This window comes from Exiguobacterium sp. s166 (genome assembly GCF_018618855.1).
Classification (GTDB): Bacteria; Bacillota; Bacilli; order Exiguobacteriales; family Exiguobacteriaceae; genus Exiguobacterium_A.
The window spans coordinates 80,091-103,109 of the sequence record NZ_JACSMU010000007.1 but is presented as its reverse complement, the minus strand read 5'-3'; the positions used below and the strand labels follow the sequence as shown (position 1 = coordinate 103,109).

Below are 23,019 nucleotides of genomic sequence, written 5' to 3'. Positions count from 1 at the left end.
GTCAGGCGGAAGTCAGGGTCTTTTTGGTATGCTGAATACAAGAAAAGGGGTGAAGACTTGCGCGTCAAGAAAAAATGGTTTATTCCCATCGGCATTCTCGCTCTCAGTAGCTGGTTTTTGTACCGGGAAAATAATCAAATCGACACGACGGCAGTAACGGTCCAATCGGATAAACTGCCTGCCGCGTTTAATGACTATAAGATTTTACAGATTGCCGATCTGCATGGTAAATCCTTTGGTTCCCGTCAAAAGGTTCTTTTGAAAAAAGTGAATAAACTGCAGCCGGATGTCATCTTAATGACCGGTGACTTGATTGATTCAAGACGTAATGGAGAAGAAGAAGCACTTCAGCTGATGAAACAGCTGATACCGGACTATCCGGTCTATTTCGTGACAGGCAATCATGAAGTCCGTCTGAATTTGACGATTTTACCGAAGCTTGAACGACTTGGCGTCACCGTCCTTCGAAATACGTCCGTTCCGCTTGAACGAGACGGTCAGTTCATTGAGTTGCTTGGAATTGACGATCCGACGACGACCCGTTGGAGTGAAGGGCTGCAGGAGCCGGATGGCATCCGGCAAAGTCTCGATCAAGCCCAGTCGACTGCTGATCCCCGTGCTTTTCAACTATTGATGGCGCACCGTCCGGAATATTTACCGTTGTACGCGGAACGGAAAGTCGATTTGGTGTTATCGGGTCATGCCCATGGCGGACAAATCCGGTTACCGTTCACGGACGGCATGTATGCTCCCGGTCAAGGCTTTTTCCCTGAACTGACAGCTGGACAGCATACGATGGAGAACACACGGTTGATCATCAGCCGTGGGCTCGGCAACAGCTTATTTCCGTTCCGAATCTTTAATCACCCTGAGTTAATTGTCGTGACGTTACGCAGATAATCAATCAAAAAAGTGCCAACTCTTTCACAGAGTCGGCACTTTTATTTTTAAGTGAGCGCTTCATGCAACTCAGGTTCAGCATTTTCCCACATCTCCGGTTTATGTGTTTGCAGGAAGTCACGCAACAAGTGTTTCGATGTATCGTCCATATGATCGACGACAATCCGTCCTTTTAACGATTTATCCATCTTATTGACATGATCTGCTAAAATCTTAAAGCCGCGTCGTGCTTCGACATCAACTAACAGGTCACACGCTGCGACGCCACCGTAATAAAATCCTTCCGGTTTCCGGCCAACCGTCACCCAAACGATCCAGTACAGCTTTCCGTTTGGTGAATCCGCCTTGTCCGTCGTGAATTTAATCCGTTTCTCGATAGCTGCTTTCGCATGCATCGCACCCATATCAATATAGGCTTCACCGTCTTCCGGCGAGATGATGACCGGTGACATGCTGTTCAGACTGAGTGTTCCGACACCAAATCCACCATGCCCGTCCGTTGAGTTATCTGAAATGATATTGAAGTTAATTTTCTTTTCCATCGTTTACTTGTCCCCTTTTACTACTGTTGCTTCTATCATACCGCATCCAACAGTCGGTGCAAGCCTTCGTTTACCGCTTGAGTGTCTCAAGCTGCTCCCGGGTGACACGACGGATCGTTGGTAACCGCAGACATTCGAGGGACGTGAGTTCTTCATGAGCGGGTGGATTCAACTCTTCCAGTTGCACCAATGCCCGGTCATACAACGTTTGCGAGGCACGACCGAACAGAACAATCCGCTCCAGTGATGAACATTTCGAACGAATCGCCCGTAATTGCTTGGCCAGTTCCCGAATCCGCTCTGCCAACTCGTCTTCAATATCAGGTGTCGGTTTACGATTTTGAAAAATCGGCTTGAAGCGGTCCTCATCCCGAAGCAACGTCAACATCCCGTAGCGTTTTGCTTCTTCATTTCCGACAAGCGCTGCCAATTCCTTATCCGTCACGAGCCGTCCAAACGGAATATTTTGATCAAATAAGACATCTGCGACTTCGAGACCTTTTGCGCCTGATAACGGGTATGTGTTGTCTTCTGGTAAAGCGCGGTCAAAAATCAGTAGCGTATGGATTTTTTTACGAATCACCGGTTCCATCTCCATGCCTTCACCTCATCCTCATCATTTATTAAGTACTACTTCTTGCTTCCGACAGACTATTCCTGTTCTATACCCATCTTTTTCAATTTCAATGTGCGGTTTGACGGAACCCGGGTGGCGTACGGTATACTGAGGGCGTATTGTACTTATGCTAAGAGGAGGAATCTGACATGCCTTACGTTACTGTTAAAATGTTATCCGGACGCACAGTGGAGCAAAAACGTGCTTTGATCGAAAAAGTCACAGCAGCCGTTTCTGAATCCGTCGATGCGCCAAAAGAAAATATTACGGTTTTCATCGAAGAGATGGAGAAAACCGATTACGGTCAAGCCGGCGTCATGTTCGCCGACAAATAAACACTTTTCAGGAGGAACGATTTAACCCGTCGTTCCTCCTGTTCCATATACTTATCACAGGAAGGATGAATCATCATGGCAAAAGTCAGCTTACTTGGGGCAACCGGACGTACAGGACGGCCTTTACTGGATTTACTATTGGAGAAAGGACATGACGTCCGGGTCCTTGTCCGATCGGAGCAGCATGGACTACCTGACCATCCCCACTTGACGGTTATAAAAGGAGATGCGACGGATGCAGACGATCTCGAACGGGTCATCGCTGGGACGTCTGCCGTCTTCAGCTGTTTAGGAACCGATCAAAAACAAATTCTTTCTGTTGCGGTTCCCCACCTCATCATTAAAATGAAAGAACAGCAAATCGAACGAATCGTGTTCGTCGGAACGGCCGGCATTCTTGATGCTTCGGAAGAACCGGGAAAATATCGTTTCCAATCCAGTGAATCCCGTCGTCGCTCGACGATTGCAGCTGAAGATCATCTCAAAGCCTACTTGACGTTAAAAGACGCAGATGTCGACTATACCATCATTTGTCCGACACAACTCGTCGAAGAAGATGCGATCGAGGACGTCTTGATTGAATCCAATCGATTCACCCACGAAACCGGTCCAATCCCCCGCATCAATGTCGCCCGCTTCGCTTATGACGTTTACGATGAAGGGCTGTTCCATCGCGAACGGGTCGGAATTGCTTCACGCGGCTAAAAATAGTAGAAACCAAAAGCAGGACCCGATTTTCTAGTCGGGTCCTGCTTTGTTTTAAGAAATGACAGATCTGCCATTCGTATGTGATTTAGAGTAAGATACTGACGACGATTGCCGTCAAGACACTGACGAGTGTTGCTCCGTAAAGCAATTTCAGTCCGAAGCTCGCTGCAACACTTCCTTGGCGATCGTCGAGTCCTTTGACAGCACCCGCGATGATCCCGATTGACGAGAAGTTGGCGAATGAAATCAAGAAAACGGAAACGATTCCAAGTGTCCGTGCTGAGAATTCTTTTGCGTATTCAGGCAGGCTGAGCATCGCGACGAATTCGTTTGTAATCAGTTTCGTTGCCATGATACTACCGGCACTGACTGCTTCCGCCCACGGAATCCCCATGATGAAAGCGAATGGTGCGAAGATATAACCGAGAATATCCTGGAACGAGATACCGAGAACCATCAAGAAGATATCGTTGACCATGCCGATCAAAGCATTGTATCCGATCAACATCGCGCCGACGATGATCGCGACTTTGAATCCATCCATGATGTATTCGCCGAGCATTTCGAAGAACGTTTGTTTTTCTTCCACGATTTCCAAAATGTCTTCTTTTGGATCAACTGTATACGGATTGATGATTGAAACGATCATGAATCCACCAAACAGGTTCAAGACGATTGCTGTGACGACATATTTCGGTTCGACCATCGTCATGTATGCACCGACGATTGACATCGAAACTGTCGACATCGCAGACGCACATAATGTATACAGACGGTGAGGCGGTAATTTACCAATTTGCTTTTTAACCGTGATGAATACTTCTGATTGACCGATCGCTGCTGACGCTACGGCGTTATATGACTCAAGTCGTCCCATTCCGTTAATTTTCGAAAGGACGAACCCGACTCCGCGCATTAAGAGCGGCAGGATTTTCGTGAACTGCAAAATTCCGATTAAAGCCGAGATGAAAACGATTGGCAACAGGACGTTGATGAAGAATGGTTGCGCGCCTTCGTTCGCTAATCCACCGAAGACAAAGTTGATACCGATCGCGGCATAACTGAGCAATTTTTCGAAGACTTGAGCGATCCCTTTAATGACGATATAGCCGAATGACGTGTTCAACAGAATGTATCCCAGGACAAGCTGAAGCACTAGCATGACCGCAAGCGGTTTCAATTTGATGCTTTTACGATTACTGCTGACAAGGTATGCCAAACCAAACACGATGACAAGTCCCAGTATTGCGATTAAATATTTCACGAACTATCCCTCAATCCATAGTTTATTTTATCAGTTGTACATAAGTACGAGGTCTGACGTTCAATCTCTTTCCCAAGTACTACAATAATCAACATTCGGAAGAACTGCAAGGGGTAAAGTTCATTTAGTAACCGCTTTCGTCATTTTCATAAACTTTCAATACAATGTTTTCCATCCGTTCCCGAACATTGCCCTGACTGATGTTCGCCTTCCCATATGCTTTCCAACCGGGATAAACATCGAGGGTGTCCGGTTCAAAATCAAAAACAGCTGTTAAATCCCATTTCCGATCGTACGAAAATCCACTGCAAGCAATATATTCAGCTAAAAATTGATCTGCTGCTTCGACCGATTCAAGCAACGCCAGATTTAATCGGCAATGGGCGACATCTGCTTCAATGGGTCCAACACAGCCACTAATCCAATCGACTACGTTATACTTTTCAGCTGATTCGTATAACACATTGACCGGATGAAAATCGCGGTGGATGAATCGAACTTGTTGACTCGTTGCCGGCGGTTCTGCCACAGCCCGTTGCCACATCTCCTTTTGAACTGCCCAAAAAGGAACCGTTCGCTTTGTCACGTATGGTGCATACCGGTACCGGGCTTCTGGAACCGGCAGTTGATGAATCGCAACTAGCGTTTTTGCCAATTGTTTGAGGTACGCTCGATTTAACGGTTCGAGTCGGACTTCTCCCGGTAAACACGTCATTTGAATCCATGGGGGAATCTCCCCCTCCCACGTCAATTGATAATTTTCGACATCCGGCCCTAATCTACCGGTCGCCCGTAACGCAAAGACCTCGTGCGCGACGAGGTCCGGTTCCTGCTTTAGCCAGGCAGGATTGGTATGAATTCGAAAGACACTATTCCCCGCTCGAAACACGTACGAGGAAGTCGCTCCCTTTAAGGGGATAACCGCTTCCCCTTCCAAGCCGGCATGCTTTAAGATGGTTGCGATGATATTGTTCATATTTCTTCGCCGAGTAACAATTGATCGATTTGCATCTTCTCGTTCGCAAATTCCCGTAAGTCATGCAGGATTTCCTGCGGGAAAAATAGCTTTTCATCCGTCTGACGTGAATTGGCAATCGCCTGAACGAGCGGTGAGACTTGCGATATTTCTTTCATCTGACCATTTTTCATCTGCAGCATGATCGGTTGTTTACTGATTTCGCCATTATCTCCATATAAGTCGTACGGCAGGCGGCTGAGCTTGTCTTCGAGCAGATAATAAGTGGGATCGAGCCCGATTTTTTCAAATAACGTACACAGTTTCTCATGGACACGCGCGCGCTTTTCTGCCGGATAATCCACATATTTAAATAATTTCCGGTCGACGAACCGGCGTGCTAAATCGCTTAATACGGCGTCCTCTTCCTCTGCCCACTGCTGGAAATAGAAGTAGACGATCGTCTCATCCAGTGCCAAATAATTCTTCAGCGACATCTGTTGTGTAAAAAGTGGACTTAAGTGGACCGGATCAATCGTGAAGGCATACCCGCCCGTATACAGTTCTTTTGCCCGCTCAAGAATCGCTTTTAATAAGTAATCGCTCGAACGCGTCACGGGATGGAGATAGACCTGCCAGTACATCTGATAACGCCGCATGATGTAATCTTCGATCGAATGCATCCCGGACTGCTTGACGACCATCTGATTCGGTGCCGGACGCAGGACACGCAACATCCGTTCGAGATCAAACTTTCCGTAACTGACACCGGCGAAATGTGCATCCCGCAACAAGTAATCCATCCGGTCGACATCGAGCTGGGAACTGATCATCGTCACAAGCAATTGATTGGGATGGGTTTTGTTGATGATTGACGCGACTTCTTCTGCAAATCCTTCCCCGACCTGATCGAGGACCTGTTTGATTTCTGTATCCCCAAGGATAATCCGTTCCGTCCATTCTTCATGATCAACACCAAAGACGTTTTCAAAGGCATGGGAAAACGGACCATGACCGACATCGTGCAAGAGTGCGGCGACGAGTGTCAATTCGCGGTACTGATCGTCCCAATCGGCGCGACCATTAAAGACATCAATCAATTGACGGGTAATCTCGTACACGCCAAGCGAGTGATGAAAACGGGTATGCTCGGCTCCATGGAACGTCAAAAATGATGTGCCGAGCTGTTTAATCCGGCGGAGACGTTGAAATTCTTTTGTTCCGATTAATTGCCAAATCAATTGGTCGCTGACATAGATGTAGCGATGAACGGGATCCTTGAATACTTTTGTTTCTTTTAGCTGTCCCAGTGACTGATACATACACTCTCTCCTTTAGTAGCTCGTTCTCGATCGGTATAGTTCATAGTTCGGTTTGAAACGGTCCGTTCCTGTTGCTTCACTGGCTTCTTATTAAAAAGTTTACACTGCCGTATGCTATAATAATGTCGCAAATCTAGAAAAAAAGGAACGAGCCTATGGGAATCGAACTCTTAAAACAAGAACATTATCGTATTTTTGATCAAACGTCACTCGGAAACACCTTTCATGCCACACAATCGTTTGCGATGGACGATACATTGTGCGCCTCCGTCGCTACAGAGGGTGCCGCCATCCGCTCCTGGGTCCACCATGAAACGGTTGTCCTTGGGATTCAAGATGCGCGTCTCCCTCATCTCGATGATGGAATCGACGTCTTACACGCTCATGGTTTTCAACCGGTCATCCGCAATTCCGGCGGGCTGGCCGTCGTGCTCGATGCCGGTGTCCTGAACATCTCGCTTGTCCTCCCGGAACGCGGTGGAATCGATATCGACAGCGGCTATGAAGCAATGCTCGCCCTTGTCCGGCAGATGTTCGCCGAAGAAACCGATGCCATCGTCGCCGGTGAGGTCGTCGGATCATATTGCCCCGGATCCTATGATTTATCGATTGCCGGCAAAAAGTTCGCCGGTATTTCACAGCGGCGTGTCCGCGGAGGCGTCGCGGTTCAAATTTACCTCTGCGTGAACGGCAGTGGCAGTGCCCGGGCGCAACTTGTCCGTGATTTTTATGCTGCCGCCCTACAAGGAGAAGCGACCAAGTTCGTGTATCCGACAGTCGTTCCCGAAACAATGGCCTCTTTGGAAGAGCTGTTGCAACTCCCCTTCACGGTCGAAGACTGCTTGGTACGTGTTTACCGCTCCTTAATGGAACTTGGCGCGACACTCACGCCGTCCGTCTTGAGCGAGGTCGAGAACGAACGCTTCGGTGTAAACCTGGGTCGGATGTTGGATCGAAATGAAAAAGTCCTAGGTTGATAAAGGAGAGAACGAACATGGTACGTTTTATTACTGACAGCGGTGCTGATGCACCTAAAGAATTACTAGACGCTTACGGCTTCACCGTCATGCCGTTCGGCGTGTTGATTGACGAAGAGACATTTTTCGACGGCGAATCGATTTCACCGGTCGAATTATATGAAAAAATGCGGAACGGGGCGGCACCAAAGACGTTTCAAGTAGAAGTGTCACGGATGGTCGAAGTCTTTACAGAACACTTTAAACAAGGTGAATCGTTCATCTATCTGGCTTTCTCAAGCGAACTATCCGGTACGTATCAAACCGCAACGATGCTCGCAGCAGAACTTGCTGAAACGTATCCGGATGTCCCCTATGCCATCATCAACACGAAAACAGCCTCGACCGGTCAAGGACTGTTCGTGTTAGATGTCGCTGAATTTGCGAAAACCCATTCGTTTGAGGAAACAAAAGCGTATGCCGAACAAAAAATCAATACCGTCCGTCATTTGTTTACTGTCGAATCGCTCGAATACCTGATGCGGGGCGGCCGTGTTTCGCGGGCCAGTGCTTTCATCGGTGGTTTACTGTCGATTCTTCCACTTTTGACGGTCGAAGACGGGAAACTGATTCCAAAAGAAAAGATCCGCGGTCAGAAAAAAGTCATGAACCGGATTGTCGAATGGATGGAAGAAGCACGTCCATCCATTGATGGACACCGGATAATCATCGGTCATGGCGATTCAATCGAACGGGCGGAACAACTGAAACAGTTGATTGAATCCCAATTCTCACCGAGTGAAATCCTGATCACAGTCGCTGGAGCCGCGATCGGTTCTCACACCGGTCCCGGATTAATCGTCATCGGTTATGATTTACCGGCCTGATTCATCATTAAAAAATCCGAATGTCCCCACCTCTTCTTATTGACAGAGGGATGGGAGCATTCGGATTTTTTGTTACCTGGTACAATCGTTTTATTCGGTTAGTCCTGTTGGAGTCCGTTCTTTTCCCGGCTCAAAAAGTCCGAGCAACAAAAAGCGGAACATGACATACACAAACAAGAGCAATGTCACCCATTCAAATAATAAATAACCAACGCCTTGAAGCGATAACCCCGACCGGATTTCATTCCACCAGTAAGGGATATCTGTCGTCAACAGACCGAACAGACCGGCCGCCGCTGCTTCCGCGCGCGTCAGCGGATGGCGGAGCGAGTACGAGACACGTTTTACATTAAAGATTGAGTTAAACCCGCCCTCTGATGTATAGCCTTTATACAGCCCGAACGCCACACCGAGCGCTACAAGGACGAGTGTCGAAAGCGGGAAAACAAGATTCACCGCGACCAGTAAAAGCAACGCTGTCAAGACAACGTTCGGTTTCATTCAGACTTCGTTCCCGACGTCACCGGTTCCCCTTGATTCAAGTTGACCGTCAATGGTTTCGCCGTTCCTTTACCCGAGAAGTTTTCAATCAAGTCTTTGACATCGATGCCGGATGACGCTTTTAGTGTCTCCTGCAATGACGCCATCAAGTCGGTTGCGTATCCGGTCACCCGGTTTGCTCCGCCGCCTTCGCCGCTCCCTGTATCGACGACTGTAATCTTGTCGATGTTGCCGAGTGGTGCTGCGACCTGTTTCGCATATTCCGGCATCATCCGGACAACCATGTCGAGAATCGCCGCTTGTCCGAACTGTTCGAACGCTTGAGCGATCTTTTCTTTCGCTTCCGCTTCCGCGAGACCCTTCAGACGGATGATATCGGCTTCTGTCTCCCCTTGCGCCCGTTCGGCTTCCGCTTTCGCCAGACCATCGAGACGAATCCGTTCGGCGTCGGCTTTGGCAGAGGCTTCAATCCGGTACTTCGTCGCATCAGCTTCCGCATATTGTTTCGCCCGGTCGGCCTGGGCCGCCTGCTCAATGGAATAACGGTCAGCGTCCGCCCGTTTTTTGACTTCCGCATCGTATTGTTTCTCACGACGAAGAATCTCGCGTTCTTCGAGCTCAATTTGTTTCTGACGTTCGATGATTTTAATTTGCATCTGTTGTTCCGTGACTTCCTGCTGGGCGCGTGCATTTTCAAGATCATACGCCTGGTCGGCTTTCGCTTTTGCGATATCCTGCTCGCGGCGGTAATCTGCCATCTTCAGTTGATTTTCTTTTTCCGCTTCCGCAATTTCCGTTGCCCGTTCGAGTTCAGCTTTTTTCGCATCTTTTGAGGCTTCCGCCCGCTTGATCCGTGTTTCTTTTTCTGCGTCGGCTGTTGCGATATCGGCATCGCGGCGGACCTGGGCAATCCGCGGTTTCCCGAGTGATTCCAAATAACCGTTTTTATCGCGGACGTCTTTGATCGTGAACGAGACGATGATCAGTCCCATTTTCGCTAAATCCTGTGACGCGACACGTTGCACTTCCTGTGAGAATTTATCACGGTTTTTGTAAATTTCTTCGACTGTCATCGAACCAAGAATCGAGCGCAGGTGCCCTTCAAGGACTTCCCGTGCTTCGCCTTCCCGGTCTTCTTTTGATTTACCGAGGAATTGTTCGGCTGCCGTCGCGATTTCAGAAATCGAGCTGCCGATTTTGATGATTGCTGTCCCGTCTGCCATGACCGGAACACCCTGCTCTGTATAGACTTCCGGTGTCGTCACTTCGAGCTTGCTCGACAGCAGACTGAGCGGGGATGCTTGTTGAAAGACAGGTAAGATAAACGCTCCGCCGCCACGGATGATTTTGACCCGGTTGCCGGATTCATCAGTGTTGACGGTCGGACTGTTCCCGAGATAACTCCCGGACACGATCAACGCTTCTTCCGGTCCGACTGTGCGGTACTTTGTGACGAATAAGGCGATCAGCGCTAAAATCAGTGCGCCGGCTATGATTGCTACAATAATAATCGGATTCATGAAAACATCTCCTCTTTCCACTGCGTAGGATAGGTCATGACATGCGCCACGCCTTGTTTAATTTCAATGATGATGACTTTTGTTCCTTGTGCCAGAGCCGGACCTTCAAAAAGAACGGCGGATTTGGCAATCCGTCCTGACACATCATCGACGAGAATTTCACCGTAGCCGTCCTCCGGAATCGGGAGGATGACGATGGCACTGCGTCCTTCAAGCGTCTGTTCCGAAAAACTGATGGATTGCTCCGCTTTCGCAAGCGGTACAAAAATGAATAAATGCAACAAAGACGTCAAGATGAGACTGATACCGGCACTGATCAGCAAAATAACGAGCGAACCAAGTGACGTCAGATGCTCGAGTCCAAATCCAAAAGCAGATGTCAAAATGACAAAGGACAGGATTAACGTCGGATGAAAGATTTGATCAATACCGGGAATCAAGTCTGAAAAAACGACAGACAGTAAAACACCACAGGCCGCAGCGGCAAGGGCATACAGATAAAGCGTACTAACGTCCATCTTCGGTCACCTCGATAAACGGATTCGATCCGTACAGTTGCCGGTAAGCTTGAAGGTACGCATGACGATTTTCTTCATATAACAATTCGGCTAATTCTTTTTCCCGTGGACTGTCTGCTTCCTGACATCTGCGGGCATACTTTTTTTGTGCCGCGTAATGCCGCGCCAATAAACTCTCCAGTGTCCTCTGATTCTTCGGTTCAGATACCGGCCGTGTATCCGAAAGAGATCGTTTTTTCATCCGCCTGCTCCTCTCTTCTTTGCTGAGCTCCTCTTTATTTACGGTTTATTTTTGGAAATAGTTTCAAAATCCACTGATTTTTTCTGACAGCATTTCTTCCAATACAGTCTTCAACAAAAAAACCGATTTCCTCAAAAAGGAATCGGCTTCATTGAATGCATCTTTTTATTGATTTCTGCGCACAATCAGTAAGGTATACACGAGCAATGCCAGACAATCAAGTGTCATGATGATCAAGCCCATCGGCAACGCCGAATCTTCCCCCATCACGCCAACGAGTGGCGAGACGAGTGAGCCGACAAGCATTGGCAACAGACCAAGCAATGCCGAAGCACTTCCGGCCGTCGAACCGTAGTTTTGCATCGCCAAGGTAAAACCGAGCGTCGAAATCATCCCGACACTCGAAACGACGAAGAACAACGGAATCATAACGAGAATCAAGGAGTCGGATAACGTCAGCGCAAGAAACAGACAGATCCCGGCTAAGGCGACGACCGTCAAGGCGATCCGCATCATTTTCTCACTGTCGACGCGCCCGGCCAACCGTCCGGCCGTTTGGGCAGCCAGAATGATTCCGATCCCGTTCAGACCGAACAGAAAACTGAATTGTTGCGGACTCGCCCCGTAGATGTTTTGTAAAACGAACGGGGAACCGGAGATATACGCAAACATCGCACCCATCGCAAACGCTTGGGCAAAGGCATACCCGATGAAGGTCCGGTCTGACAGCAAGCGTCCAAACGTCCCGAAGGTCGTCTTCAAATTCCCTTCGACCCGGTGATGAACCGGAAGTGTTTCCGGCAACCGGAACGCGACTGCAATCAGCATCAACGTACTTAAGATGGCAAGCAGATAAAATACGACGCGCCAGTCGCCGAACCGCAAAATTTGGCCCCCGATGATCGGCGCCAAAATCGGTGCCGTTCCGTTGACCAGTGATAACGCCGCAAAAAACTTCGTCAATTCTGGCCCTTCGAACAAATCCCGGACGATCGCCCGCGAGATGACGATTCCGGATGCACCGGCTGCTCCTTGAACGAAACGTAAAGCAATCAAAACTTCAATCGTCGGCGCAAAGGCACAGGCGAGCGATGCCAGTAAATAGGCAAATAAGGCCAATATCAACGGACGTTTTCGTCCCCGGACATCACTGAGCGGACCGACGATGATCTGCCCGATTGCCATCCCGAGCATACAGGCGGTCAAGCTGAGTTGAATCGAGGAAGCACTGGCGCCAAATGAACGCGACATGTCCGGAAATGCCGGTAAATACATGTCAATCGAAAGTGGACCGAGTGCGGCGAGTGATCCTAAAATCAGGATTAGGGTCAATCGTTTGGTTTGAATCGGTGAAGTGTTCGTCATGATTTTCCTCCTTCCTATTAAGATGTCACGTAGTCTAAATCGTGTAAGACATAAGCTAAAAAGAAGACGACGGATGGATTTTCATAGGCCGTTTGGACTTTCTTCAACTGGGCCCGGTAACCGGTCTCATATTCCACACCATTCAATTTTCGTTCCATGTTCATCTTGATCAACGCATCGAGCTTATCGACGACATCAACCATCTGTCCTTCGTACGTATCATCTTTTGCTTCGACGACGAACCGGTGAAATTCCTTTCGCATCGAGGACGGCAACAAATTGATCAACGCTTCGCCTTCCGTCCGTTCATACGCTTCAAAAGCTGCTGCCGTGACCGGGGTCGCATGTTTGACAGGTCCGAGGACATCGCCTGTTGTCCCTTCGACCAGGTCATGACACAACAGACGCGAAACGACTTCTGCCGTATTGATCTTCACACCGTATTTTTTGGACTCAATCAATCCGTTGAACAAACCGAGTGATGCCGCACGGAACGCATGTGTCGCATCATTGTCGTCAATCGTATTGAATCGTCCTTTCCAGCGCCGAATCGTATCCATCATCAAGACGTTGTCAATGAAACGTGACATGTCATCCTCTGCCCAAACTGACTCCGTCAACGTCCGAATTGAAAACAACGGATGAACCGATAGTGCCTCTTTGAGTTCATTCGCCTTGTCGAGGAAAAACGTCGATCCCGTCACTTCTGCTTCCCGTTTCGCAAACAGCATCGCATCAAACGTGTCGATTGCTTCGACCAGCTTTCCTTCTGTTGAGTCATCTTCTGCAAACACCAGATAATTCGTGAAATCCGGTTGAAGGGACTTCGACAGCAACGCAACGAGTTTTTCACTCGCCTGGCGCTCCATCGCCTGGATGTGGGCATGCAACGTCGGTTCTTTTTTTGTCCGGTGTTTAATCGGTCCCGTGATGACCTCGTTCATATCGTGGAACAAGGATTTTCCAAGCAACGTCAATCGATCGTATTTAGTATCTGCTACCTCTTCTTCAATATAACTCGCCATCAAACTGAATAAAGCGACACGAAAGCTGTGACTCGCCGCATTATCCGGAAAGCGAGGGGCATATTCGTCCCAACGCGGGACATTCTGCATCCGTGTCAACATGCGAATAAAATTACCGTTTTGCATCGTCATCTCTCCTCATAAAAAACGGACAGAGGAATGATGACCCTGTCCGTTTCTAATTATTATTCGTCTGTTTTCGTACCACTTCTAAACCAACCTAACACTAAAATCAAGACGAGTACAATCCAGAAAATCGATTGCCAAAGCGTACTTTCCGGGAATTCATGCGGTAAGACATGAATCGACGGATGCGCCAGTGTCATGACGACAAGCTTGACCCCGACCCACGCAACAAGCCAAAAGGCAGCTTCTTCGATTCCCGGCCGTTTTTGTAATAAGACGACAAACCAGCTGGCGAAGTAACGCATGATGACAAGTCCAATGATTCCGCTGAAGAAGACAACCCAGAATTGTCCTGTGTTCAAGCCGCCGATTGTTCCGCCGATCATTGGTAACGTCGTCGCCATCGCAACAGCTGCGAGCGTCGAGTCGACCGCGAACGCTAAATCCGAGAACTCGACTTTGACAACCGTCCACCAAAAGTTCGGCGACGCTTTTTGTGACGCCATTGCATCGGGAACCTGATGTTTGTTTGAACGTGCTTCGATAATCCCTTTGAAGGCAACATAGAACAAATAAATGGCGCCGAGTGCCTGAAGCTCCCAAATCGTCGCCAGGTAAGACGCGAAGAAAATCGCAACGAAGCGTAAAACAAGTGCTCCGATCAATCCATAAAACAATGCCTTTTTTCGTTGATCGTCCGGCAACGGACGCACGAGAACAGCCATGACCATGGCGTTATCAGCTGACAGCAGACCTTGTAAAATGATTAAAACAAGCCCAACCGTCGCATACTGTGTAATTAATCCAATATCCATAAAAACGAATCCCCTTTTTGTTCAGTAAGTTTATTATAAGGCCGCTTACCTAAAAGCAAAAGACTCAAGACTTAAATCTGACGGTTCTTTTTATCTGCTCTTCCGGATTAGTAGACAAAAAAAGACTCCCCTTGAAGGAGAGCCTAATTGAAATTACAGATTTTTTTCGACTTTCTTTTCAGCATCCGGATTTGATTTCGTCTTCGGAGAAGAGAACCAACCCCAGAGTGCGAGACCGACCATGACTGTCCAGAAGAAGATTTGCCACGGTGTGCTGTGGGCGAATCCTTCCGGAAGTTTCCATGCTTCGAAAATCGTACCTTCGATTGATGCATGGTATTTAGGGTGTTCGAGTGCGAGGACCGCAAGTTTTACACCGACCCAGGCAACGATGGCGAATGCTGCTGTTTCAAGACCCGGACGTTCCCCCAGTAACTTAACGAAGACGCGGGCTGCAAAACGCATCAGGACGACACCCATCAGTCCACCTGTCAAAATGACGACGAAGTGACCGGTGTTCAAGCCACCAATTTCACCTGTTCCCCAGTTCGGGAGCGCAACGGCAAGTGCGACGGCTGCCAAAATTGAATCGACGGCAAACGCGAGGTCGGCGAATTCAATCTTCGCGACTGTTTTCCAGAACTCGGCTTTAGAAACCGGCTCATCTGATTTCGGTTCTGCGTCGAGTTCATTTTCCGCCCCATGATTCTCACCGATTCGCCGGGCTTTGATCGTCTTATAAATATGCCGGAGTCCCATGATTAACAGGTAGGCGGCACCAAGTGCTTGGATCTGCCAAATATCGACGAGGAATGAGATTGCGAACAATGCTGCAAATCGAAGAACGAATGCTCCTGCTAATCCATAAAATAAAGCCTTTTTCTGCTGCTCGCCCGGTAAATGTTTTACCATGACGGCCAAGACAAGTGCGTTATCTGCCGAAAGGAGTCCTTCTAACGCGATTAAGACGAGGACAACCCAGGCATATTGAAGTACTAACTGCCAATCCATCTACTTCATTCCTTCCTAAGTTATGATTTTAAATTGAAAATCAAGTTTTCATTAGACACATCGTTTATGCGTTCATATGAACATATACTATAGGATAATATACCCGATTGCAAGCAAGTTATACCTGAAAATAAGCAAACTGTTTCTTCCGAGCCTTGTAAGTTTTGTTTTTAGGAAGGTTCGTGATAAAATTCATAGCAACGATACGTCGCGACAACACATTCACGGAATCATCAGACTTGCTCGTCTCTAGCATTCCTGTCATGTTATTACTACTTGCATTACTACAAAAGGACAAAGGGGCCGATATGAATGTCTACCTACCCGGTTACACTGCCAACCAAAGAAGAGCGCCACAAGCTGTTTGGTTCTGTTCCTCCTATTAAAGGGACAAAGCCGACTGAAAAAGATAAAATGATCGACTTGCAAAATACACCGAAGAATTTCCTATTCGCACTCGATGCTGTAGGAATTTCAAACGTCAAACATCCTGTCGTCATCCAAGACGGCGAAACAACACAAGCAACGATTGCGACATTTGAACTTTCGACTTCACTTGTCCAGGACCGTAAAGGGATCAATATGAGCCGTTTGACGGAACAACTGGATCAGTACCACAACGAAGGTTGGGTCGTCACAAACGAATCACTCATCCAGTTCGCCCGCGAACTGGCGGAGCGCATGGAACAATCCGAAGGACAACTGACAATCCGTTACCCATGGTTCTTCACACGCAAAGCGCCGGCAACAGGACTCAGCGGATTGATGAACGCGGAAGTCTGGCAGACGGTCAGCGTCAACACAGAAACAAACGAAGCAACTTTATCAGTCGGTCTGACAATCAACGTCACGACACTCTGCCCATGTTCAAAAGAAATCAGCGAATACAGTGCACATAACCAACGCGGTTACGTGACAATGGAAGCTTCATTACGCGATGAAGCCGATGATTTCAACTGGAAACAAGAACTTCTTGATGCAGCGGAATCCAATGCATCAGCACCTCTGCACCCGGTCCTGAAACGTCCGGATGAAAAACGTGTCACAGAGATGGCCTATGAAAACCCACGTTTTGTCGAAGATATGGTGCGCCTAATCGCCGCTGATCTTTACGAAATGGATGCCATCGCGTCGTTCTTCGTCGAATGCCGCAACGAAGAAACGATTCACCAGCATGATGCGATTGCACGCATCACCTTTGATAAAGATGCACAGTAATCTATAAGGAAACTCCAACCAATCCTCGGATCGGTTGGAGTTTTTTTTCGTTGTCCTCCTTTTCGGTAACGTTTACACTTAGGACGAATGGAGGGATGTCATGTTTGAACTCATACCCTTTTTACTGGAACGACTCGGAATCATGATCATTTTAGCGTTCATCCTCGCCCAGTGGGGACCGACAAGGCGTTTACTGAAACAGCCTGAAGCCGGCTGGCAGTTCGGGTTGTTGATTCTGTTTTTCGCCACATACGGGATTTTGAGTAACTACACCGGTGTCAAAGTCGATTTGGCCAAGTTTTTACCGCACACCTGGCTCGAACAGGTCGATGGTACATCGGCTATTGCGAATACACGGACGATGATTGTCGTCATCAGTGGATTGCTCGCCGGTCCACTCGGCGGCACGATCACCGGTCTGCTCGTCGGTGTTCATCGTTATACACTCGGTGGTTTTACCGCCTTTGCTTGTGCTTTATCGACTGTCGTCGCAGGAGGTGTCAGTGGCTTACTCCGTCCTTACTGGCGCGATCGTCTCGGCAGCCAAGCGTTATTACCGATTTGTCTGACCGGCTTTTTAATGGTTTTCGAAATGTCTTTAATTCTTCTGTTGTCCGATCCGTTTCCAGCTGCCCTCGAACTGGTCCAGTTCATCTTTCTTCCGATGACCGTCGTCAATGTCCTTGGAGTATGGCTGTTCTTATCAATCATCCGTCTCGCAGCGCGGGAAGAAGAGCATGTCCGGGCCCGTGAAGCGGAACGCTCCCTGCATATTGCGGATTTGACCTTACCGTATTTGACACGCGGCTTAAATATCCAAACGGCTGAAGCCGTTGCCGATATCTTGTTACAACAAACACGCGCCGATGCCGTCTCCTTGACCGATCAATCGGTTATTTTGGCACATATCGGCGTCGGCAGTGACCACCATCGATCCGGCGGGCACTGGACGACCCGTCCGACGGAACATGTCCTGACAGACGGACAACTCCGCCTCGTCACTGATCAGGATGAGATTGGCTGTCCGAAAGCAGACTGCCCGTTACAAGCCGGAATCATCGCGCCGTTGACGATCGGTGAAACGACGATCGGGACATTGAAGGTTTATTATCCTCACCCTGAATTACTCGATGCGGTCGAAGTCGAATTGATCGAAGGACTGGCGAAGCTCTTTTCGACCCAACTCGCTCTCGGCAAAGCGGAACGGCAAGCCGGTTTATTAAAGGATGCCGAAATCCGCGCACTCGAAGCGCAAATTCATCCGCACTTTTTGTTTAATGCCATCAATACGATTTATGCGTCGTGCCGGACAGATGTTGAACAGGCCCGGACATTACTGCTGGAACTGTCGACCTTTTTCCGCAGCAATCTGCAAGGCGCCCGCTCGACGAAAATTCCATTGCAAAAGGAACTGGAACATATCGAAGCCTACATCTCGCTTGAAGCTGCCCGTTTTCCCAGCCGTCCGTTCGTTGATATTGATTTAGAGGAAGGCACAGAACAACTACTCGTTCCTCCGTTTATTCTCCAACCGTTAATCGAAAACGCCTTCCAACATGCGTTCAGTCCCGGACAAACCGGATATGTCGGTGTCACTGCCTGGTTGACCGCCGATCAATTGGTATTGGAAGTCGTCGATAATGGACGCGGGATTGAAGCGGAGCAACTCACACGCCTCGGCCGGGAAGTCATCGAATCGCGTGGCACCGGGACCGCCCTGTTCAATACTGCGGAACGAATCAAAAGCCTGTATGCCGAAAACGGTTCTTTCCGATTGACCAGTCAACCTGGAGAAGGTACGACCATTACCATCCATCTGCCGATCGAAACAGGAAAGGAGGCGCCGCATGCGCACGATCTTAATTGAAGATGAACCACTTGCCCGCGATGAACTACGGTATCATGTCGTCCGGGCCGGACTCGAAGTCATCGCCGAGACAGGACACGTCGGTGAGGCTGAACAACTCGTTCGGACGTTGCAACCGGATCTCGTGTTTTTAGATATCGAACTGATTGACGGGAGCGGGCTTGACGTCGCCAAACGTTTGCAATCGATGCCGCATCCGCCGGCGATTTTATTTGTGACGGCTTATGATGCCCATGCCCTCGAAGCGTTCGAACTGAACGCTTACGATTACATCTTAAAACCGTATGATCCGTCACGGATTATTCGGGCGATTGAAAAAATCATGCGAAAACCGGCGCTGAAAACACCGCGGATCGAACGATTGGCCGTCGAATCCGGAGAGCAGTTAAAATTGCTTTCCCCGCAGGATGTCGACTATATCGTCGCTGAAAGCGGAAAAACAAAAATCGTGACCCGTTCCGAATCCTATCCGTCAAATGATACGTTACAGGAACTTGAACGAAAATTATCGGATCACCGTTTTCTGCGGGTCCACCGCTCCTATCTCGTCAACCTGGCTGCCATCGAAGCGATCGAACCCTGGTTCAATGGTGCCTATACGATCAAGATCCAACAGATTGATGTACCTGTCAGTCGGACGTATGTCAAAGTCTTGAAGGAAGCTCTCGGTATCTGAGGGTTTTCTTTTTTCCGTTCATCCTTCTTTTTCGACATGTCATCGGTCAAAACGAACAGTTCATCCGCTTAACGAAAGAAAGCGCTTCCAAATCAAGTACACTTTTCTCATACCAGTTTATGAGGAGGTTCATACATGAGTGCTACACCAATTGTTATTGCCGTCATTTGTATTTTATTGATCGTTTATCGTCTTTATGGCACATTCATGGCTGTCAAAGTCTTAAAAATCAAAGAGGACCGGGAAACACCGGCCCATAAGTTTGCGGATGGAAAAGATTATGTCCCGACCAACAAATGGGTGTCGTTCGGTCACCACTTCGCAGCAATCGCCGCTGCCGGTCCGCTCGTCGGTCCTGTACTTGCTGCCCAGTTCGGCTACTTACCGGGACTGTTATGGCTCTTGATTGGTGCCGTCATCGGTGGCGCCGTCCACGATATGGTCGTCTTGTTCGCTTCGATGCGTCAAGATGGACAGTCGTTATCGGAAGTCGCTAAAAAAGAGCTTGGACCTGTCGCCGGTTTTTGTGCCGGTCTTGCGATGCTATTCATCATCACAATCACGATGGCCGGCTTATCAATGGTCGTCCTGCATGCCCTTGAGCACAATCCATGGGGAACATTCGCTGTCTTCTCGACCATTCCGATTGCAATGGGTGTCGGCATCTACTTACGAAAAGGCGGCAACCTCGCCTTGGCTTCAGTCGTCGGTTTCCTATTAATTCTTGCTGCGATTGGTTTCGGTCCCCAGTTGACTGACACGTTCATCGGAACATGGTTCGACCTGTCGTCACGTCAACTCGCGATTGCGTTACCGATTTATGCCTTCTTCGCTGCAGCACTGCCGGTCTGGTTGTTGCTTGCACCGCGTGATTACTTATCCAGTTTTATGAAAATCGGTGTCTTCCTGGCCTTGATCGTCGGTGTCTTCATCATCAACCCGGACATCCGCTTCCCGGCTTTCACGAAATTTGTCAACGGTGGCGGTCCCATCATTGCCGGTCCGGTCTGGCCGTTCATCTCCATCACGATTGCCTGTGGTGCGATTTCCGGCTTCCACGCCTTCGTCGGTTCCGGAACGACACCAAAGATGATCAATCGGTGGAGCGATATCAAACCGGTCGCCTTCGGTGCGATGCTTGTTGAGTGTCTCGTCGCTGTCATGGCTTTGATTGCCGCGACTTCCCTTGAAGTCGGTGATTACTTCGCCATCAACTCAACACCGGAAGTCTTTGCAACACTCGGGATGAGTACGGTCTATCTCGATGAATTGTCACGGGAAATCGGTCTCGATCTCGCCGGGCGGACTGGTGGAGCTGTTTCGCTGGCCGTCGGTATGACGTTTATCTTCCGGGCCATTCCCTGGTTCCGTGAAATTGCCGGCTTCTTCTTCCAATTCGTCATTCTCTTCGAAGCAGTCTTCATCCTGACAGCGATCGATGCCGGAACACGTGTAGCCCGCTACCTGATTCAAGATTTCTTCGGTGAATTTTACAAACCATTGAAACGTGTTGACTGGATTCCGGGTGCCATTTTTGCCAGTGCGCTTGGAACGTTCTTCTGGGGGTACCTGCTCTTCTCCGGCGATATCGGTTCGATTTGGGCCTTATTCGGTGTCTCGAATCAGTTGATGGCTTCGATCGGCTTGATCATCGGAACAACGATTATCCTGAAAATTGCCGATAAAAAAGTCTATGCGTTAACGACATTCATTCCACTTGTCTACCTGCTCGTAACGGTCACGTTCGCTGACATCTGGATGGTCGCCAATGTCTATGCAAACCCGGCCTCTGCCGGCTTCAGTATTCTGAATACGATCCTGTCGGTCACGATGGGCGTTTTAGCGATTGTCATCACGATTTCAGCTGTGCGGAAATGGATTGAATTGCTCAATTCACCGCGTTGGGAAAAAGTGAAAAAATCAGCTTAATCAAAACCGCTTGGATTGTACACGGATTTCGTGTATCCATCCAAGCGGTTTTTTTATTTACGAACACCCAAATCAGTTGCCCGAACCGTACCCCATGGCGAGACATCGGCTTTGACCACTAATTTTTTTTCATCTTCGTATCCTTTTCCTGTTCCCTGCTCCACATAATACTGGTTCAATTGGGGAATCGTGACGTATTTGTCATAATAATCTCCGGCAACTGAACCAAAAAAGCGTTCATTCGAGATACGGTCAATCTTGGCATAACCATCAGAATCCGTCGTAAACGTAACGTAGACCAATCCTTTTTTAACGGAATCCGCCGGCTTCAAGTCAGGATACTGCAACATGACATATTCACCGTAGACCGGGCTAAACGGATCATACGGTTCGGCCCGAAAACGATAGCTGTCACCGAACCAGGAAATGGAATAAAAACTGAGGATCACACCGAGGACAACGATAATTTGCAGGACTGGAAACAGATACCGTTTCATGACGGAACCCCTCCTTCATGACGTTTTCGAATCCACCACAAGACACCGGCAATCAGGAAGACGAGCAATGCACCGACAAGGAAGAATAACGACATATCGAGGCGATCCCAGGCATAGATGAAATAAATCGTCAGTTGGACGGCGATGAAGTAAACGAATGGAATCGTCAGGCGACGACCTTGGCGCTCCTGCACAATCAAATAGACAAAGGCAATGATTTCGACGAGCGCAGCAATCAAGATGGCTTGTTCGTCAAACCAAAGGAATCCGAACAAACCGAGCGGCAAAATCCAAAGAAGCGGACGGAATCTTTGATAAATCAAATAACCGACTGCGAGACCAAAAACGGCAAGTGCGATGGCTTCTCCTAAAGGAATGACAGAGTCCGTTGTTTCCGCACGGACTGTTAAATAGATCAGTGAATTGATTGCGGCGACGATTAAATAGAGGTTGTATAAAAAATGACGGTCCTCTTCCTGTTTGACGACGAGTAACAGCGGGACAAGCGCGAACAAGGTCCAAATCGGCCAAAGGACACCGTCGTAAGAGACAAGTGCAAACAACTCAAGTCCCGATACATAAAGAAATAACCAACTAAGAATGAGCGACGGGAAGGACTGGCTGAAATAAAACCAGGCAAGCGAAACGATCACGACGAAGACAATCGATGTCCAGTCGAGGAACGTGGCGTGCTCACTTCCGAATCCGCCAACTCCGGTAAACATATTCAAACCCGAGATGAATGCGAGAATGGCATAGGCCGGATGACGCCACGTAAAGAAATGAGCCAGTGCAGCGAGAAAGACGGCCCAACCAATAAAGGAACCTTGCATGGACATATGGAAGCTCTGAACGGTGACGATGAGTGCTCCGGCAAAGGCAATTAATCCAAGAATTCGAAAAGCGACCGGATTCCAAATGGTACGCCGTTCCGATACATCTGCCAAAACATAACAACTGACCATGATGATCAAAACTAAACCAATTTTAATGAGGACAGGAATCACTTGCCAGTTGGCGGCTAAAAAACTGAGTAGTGCTAAACCGACAAATGTCAATCCGACAATCAACAACAGCGGAACACGTTTCTTTTTTTGGCGGTGGGCTTCATACTCTTTAATCCGTTGAATCGTCTCTGCGTCAATCAAACCAGCCTGTTGCCATTCCATTAATTTCGTCTGTCGTGCCATCACCAACACCTCCCGATTACAAGCTGCCAGGCTAT

24 protein-coding genes are annotated in these 23,019 nt (G+C 48.5%); 9 read left to right on the top strand and 15 right to left on the bottom strand.

Annotated features, from left to right (window positions below):
- Positions 1 to 57: 57 nt before the first annotated feature.
- On the top strand, positions 58 to 900 hold the full coding sequence (locus KNP93_RS13645; protein WP_131503272.1) for a metallophosphoesterase: 843 nt from the start codon (positions 58 to 60) through the stop codon (positions 898 to 900).
- A gap of 47 nt (positions 901 to 947) precedes the next feature.
- Here the strand turns inward: KNP93_RS13645 and KNP93_RS13640 are convergent, their stop codons facing one another.
- Both KNP93_RS13640 and KNP93_RS13635 read right to left on the bottom strand, forming a co-directional pair.
- Positions 948 to 1,442, bottom strand: coding sequence for a YwhD family protein (locus tag KNP93_RS13640; protein ID WP_131503271.1), 495 nt, complete (start codon positions 1,440 to 1,442; stop codon positions 948 to 950).
- Positions 1,443 to 1,512: 70 nt separating this feature from the next.
- On the bottom strand, positions 1,513 to 2,040 hold the full coding sequence (locus tag KNP93_RS13635; protein WP_114597146.1) for a hypothetical protein: 528 nt from the start codon (positions 2,038 to 2,040) through the stop codon (positions 1,513 to 1,515).
- Between the two features lie 167 nt (positions 2,041 to 2,207).
- On the opposite strand from KNP93_RS13635, the gene KNP93_RS13630 reads away from it, so the two are divergent.
- Together KNP93_RS13630 and KNP93_RS13625 are read left to right on the top strand one after the other, a co-directional pair.
- A complete protein-coding gene (locus KNP93_RS13630) occupies positions 2,208 to 2,393 on the top strand; it encodes a 2-hydroxymuconate tautomerase (protein WP_114597147.1) in 186 nt (61 codons plus the stop codon).
- 75 nt (positions 2,394 to 2,468) lie between these two features.
- The gene (locus KNP93_RS13625; protein WP_131503270.1) at positions 2,469 to 3,098 is read left to right on the top strand and encodes an NAD(P)-dependent oxidoreductase; all 630 of its coding nucleotides are present in this window, start codon (positions 2,469 to 2,471) and stop codon (positions 3,096 to 3,098) included.
- A gap of 88 nt (positions 3,099 to 3,186) precedes the next feature.
- Here KNP93_RS13625 and KNP93_RS13620 read toward each other — a convergent pair whose 3' ends face one another.
- The 3 genes from KNP93_RS13620 to KNP93_RS13610 all read right to left on the bottom strand — a co-directional run bounded on the left by KNP93_RS13620 (position 3,187) and on the right by KNP93_RS13610 (position 6,642).
- A complete protein-coding gene (locus KNP93_RS13620; protein WP_114597149.1) occupies positions 3,187 to 4,365 on the bottom strand; it encodes a NupC/NupG family nucleoside CNT transporter in 1,179 nt (392 codons plus the stop codon).
- Between the two features lie 124 nt (positions 4,366 to 4,489).
- Entirely contained in the window at positions 4,490 to 5,341 is an 852-nt protein-coding gene (locus KNP93_RS13615; protein ID WP_214855773.1) for an aminoglycoside phosphotransferase family protein, read from the bottom strand.
- Positions 5,338 to 6,642, bottom strand: coding sequence for an HD domain-containing protein (locus tag KNP93_RS13610; RefSeq protein WP_214855771.1), 1,305 nt, complete (start codon positions 6,640 to 6,642; stop codon positions 5,338 to 5,340). Before KNP93_RS13610 ends, KNP93_RS13615 begins: the two co-directional genes overlap by 4 nt.
- A gap of 155 nt (positions 6,643 to 6,797) precedes the next feature.
- Between KNP93_RS13610 and lipL the strand changes: the two genes are divergently transcribed.
- The gene (gene lipL, locus KNP93_RS13605) at positions 6,798 to 7,619 is read left to right on the top strand and encodes an octanoyl-[GcvH]:protein N-octanoyltransferase (RefSeq protein ID WP_131503267.1); all 822 of its coding nucleotides are present in this window, start codon (positions 6,798 to 6,800) and stop codon (positions 7,617 to 7,619) included.
- 17 nt (positions 7,620 to 7,636) lie between these two features.
- Positions 7,637 to 8,485 carry a DegV family protein gene (locus KNP93_RS13600; RefSeq protein WP_214855769.1) on the top strand — a complete coding sequence of 283 codons (849 nt, stop codon included), beginning with the start codon at positions 7,637 to 7,639 and terminating at the stop codon, positions 8,483 to 8,485.
- Between the two features lie 90 nt (positions 8,486 to 8,575).
- Here KNP93_RS13600 and KNP93_RS13595 read toward each other — a convergent pair whose 3' ends face one another.
- The 8 genes from KNP93_RS13595 to KNP93_RS13560 form a co-directional block, all read right to left on the bottom strand.
- A complete protein-coding gene (locus KNP93_RS13595) occupies positions 8,576 to 8,986 on the bottom strand; it encodes a hypothetical protein (protein ID WP_131973403.1) in 411 nt (136 codons plus the stop codon).
- Entirely contained in the window at positions 8,983 to 10,506 is a 1,524-nt protein-coding gene (locus tag KNP93_RS13590) for a flotillin lipid rafts scaffold protein FloT (protein WP_131973404.1), read from the bottom strand. Before KNP93_RS13590 ends, KNP93_RS13595 begins: the two co-directional genes overlap by 4 nt.
- Positions 10,503 to 11,024: an NfeD family protein gene (locus tag KNP93_RS13585; protein WP_131503264.1), complete on the bottom strand. Its 522-nt coding sequence runs from the start codon at positions 11,022 to 11,024 to the stop codon at positions 10,503 to 10,505. Before KNP93_RS13585 ends, KNP93_RS13590 begins: the two co-directional genes overlap by 4 nt.
- A complete protein-coding gene (locus KNP93_RS13580) occupies positions 11,014 to 11,265 on the bottom strand; it encodes a hypothetical protein (protein WP_131503263.1) in 252 nt (83 codons plus the stop codon). Before KNP93_RS13580 ends, KNP93_RS13585 begins: the two co-directional genes overlap by 11 nt.
- A 165-nt stretch (positions 11,266 to 11,430) precedes the next feature.
- Positions 11,431 to 12,630: a Bcr/CflA family multidrug efflux MFS transporter gene (locus tag KNP93_RS13575; RefSeq protein ID WP_214855767.1), complete on the bottom strand. Its 1,200-nt coding sequence runs from the start codon at positions 12,628 to 12,630 to the stop codon at positions 11,431 to 11,433.
- Between the two features lie 17 nt (positions 12,631 to 12,647).
- A complete protein-coding gene (locus KNP93_RS13570) occupies positions 12,648 to 13,781 on the bottom strand; it encodes a YfbR-like 5'-deoxynucleotidase (RefSeq protein WP_131503261.1) in 1,134 nt (377 codons plus the stop codon).
- Positions 13,782 to 13,840: 59 nt separating this feature from the next.
- Entirely contained in the window at positions 13,841 to 14,596 is a 756-nt protein-coding gene (locus tag KNP93_RS13565; RefSeq protein WP_131503260.1) for a TerC family protein, read from the bottom strand.
- Between the two features lie 153 nt (positions 14,597 to 14,749).
- A complete protein-coding gene (locus KNP93_RS13560; protein WP_131503259.1) occupies positions 14,750 to 15,607 on the bottom strand; it encodes a TerC family protein in 858 nt (285 codons plus the stop codon).
- A 312-nt stretch (positions 15,608 to 15,919) separates the two neighbouring features.
- Here KNP93_RS13560 and folE2 point away from each other — a divergent pair, with 312 nt between their 5' ends.
- The 4 genes from folE2 (at position 15,920) to KNP93_RS13540 (ending at position 21,297) form a co-directional block, all read left to right on the top strand.
- On the top strand, positions 15,920 to 16,825 hold the full coding sequence (folE2, locus tag KNP93_RS13555) for a GTP cyclohydrolase FolE2 (RefSeq protein ID WP_214855765.1): 906 nt from the start codon (positions 15,920 to 15,922) through the stop codon (positions 16,823 to 16,825).
- A gap of 100 nt (positions 16,826 to 16,925) precedes the next feature.
- A complete protein-coding gene (locus KNP93_RS13550; protein WP_214855762.1) occupies positions 16,926 to 18,692 on the top strand; it encodes a LytS/YhcK type 5TM receptor domain-containing protein in 1,767 nt (588 codons plus the stop codon).
- Positions 18,673 to 19,368, top strand: coding sequence for a LytR/AlgR family response regulator transcription factor (locus tag KNP93_RS13545; RefSeq protein WP_131973409.1), 696 nt, complete (start codon positions 18,673 to 18,675; stop codon positions 19,366 to 19,368). Before KNP93_RS13550 ends, KNP93_RS13545 begins: the two co-directional genes overlap by 20 nt.
- Positions 19,369 to 19,503: 135 nt before the next feature.
- Positions 19,504 to 21,297, top strand: a complete 1,794-nt coding sequence (locus KNP93_RS13540; RefSeq protein ID WP_131973410.1) for a carbon starvation CstA family protein — start codon at positions 19,504 to 19,506, stop codon at positions 21,295 to 21,297.
- A gap of 53 nt (positions 21,298 to 21,350) precedes the next feature.
- Here the strand turns inward: KNP93_RS13540 and KNP93_RS13535 are convergent, their stop codons facing one another.
- Positions 21,351 to 21,794, bottom strand: a complete 444-nt coding sequence (locus KNP93_RS13535) for a GDYXXLXY domain-containing protein (RefSeq protein ID WP_131973411.1) — start codon at positions 21,792 to 21,794, stop codon at positions 21,351 to 21,353.
- Positions 21,791 to 22,984: a DUF2157 domain-containing protein gene (locus KNP93_RS13530; RefSeq protein ID WP_214855759.1), complete on the bottom strand. Its 1,194-nt coding sequence runs from the start codon at positions 22,982 to 22,984 to the stop codon at positions 21,791 to 21,793. Before KNP93_RS13530 ends, KNP93_RS13535 begins: the two co-directional genes overlap by 4 nt.
- Positions 22,985 to 23,019: the final 35 nt, after the last annotated feature.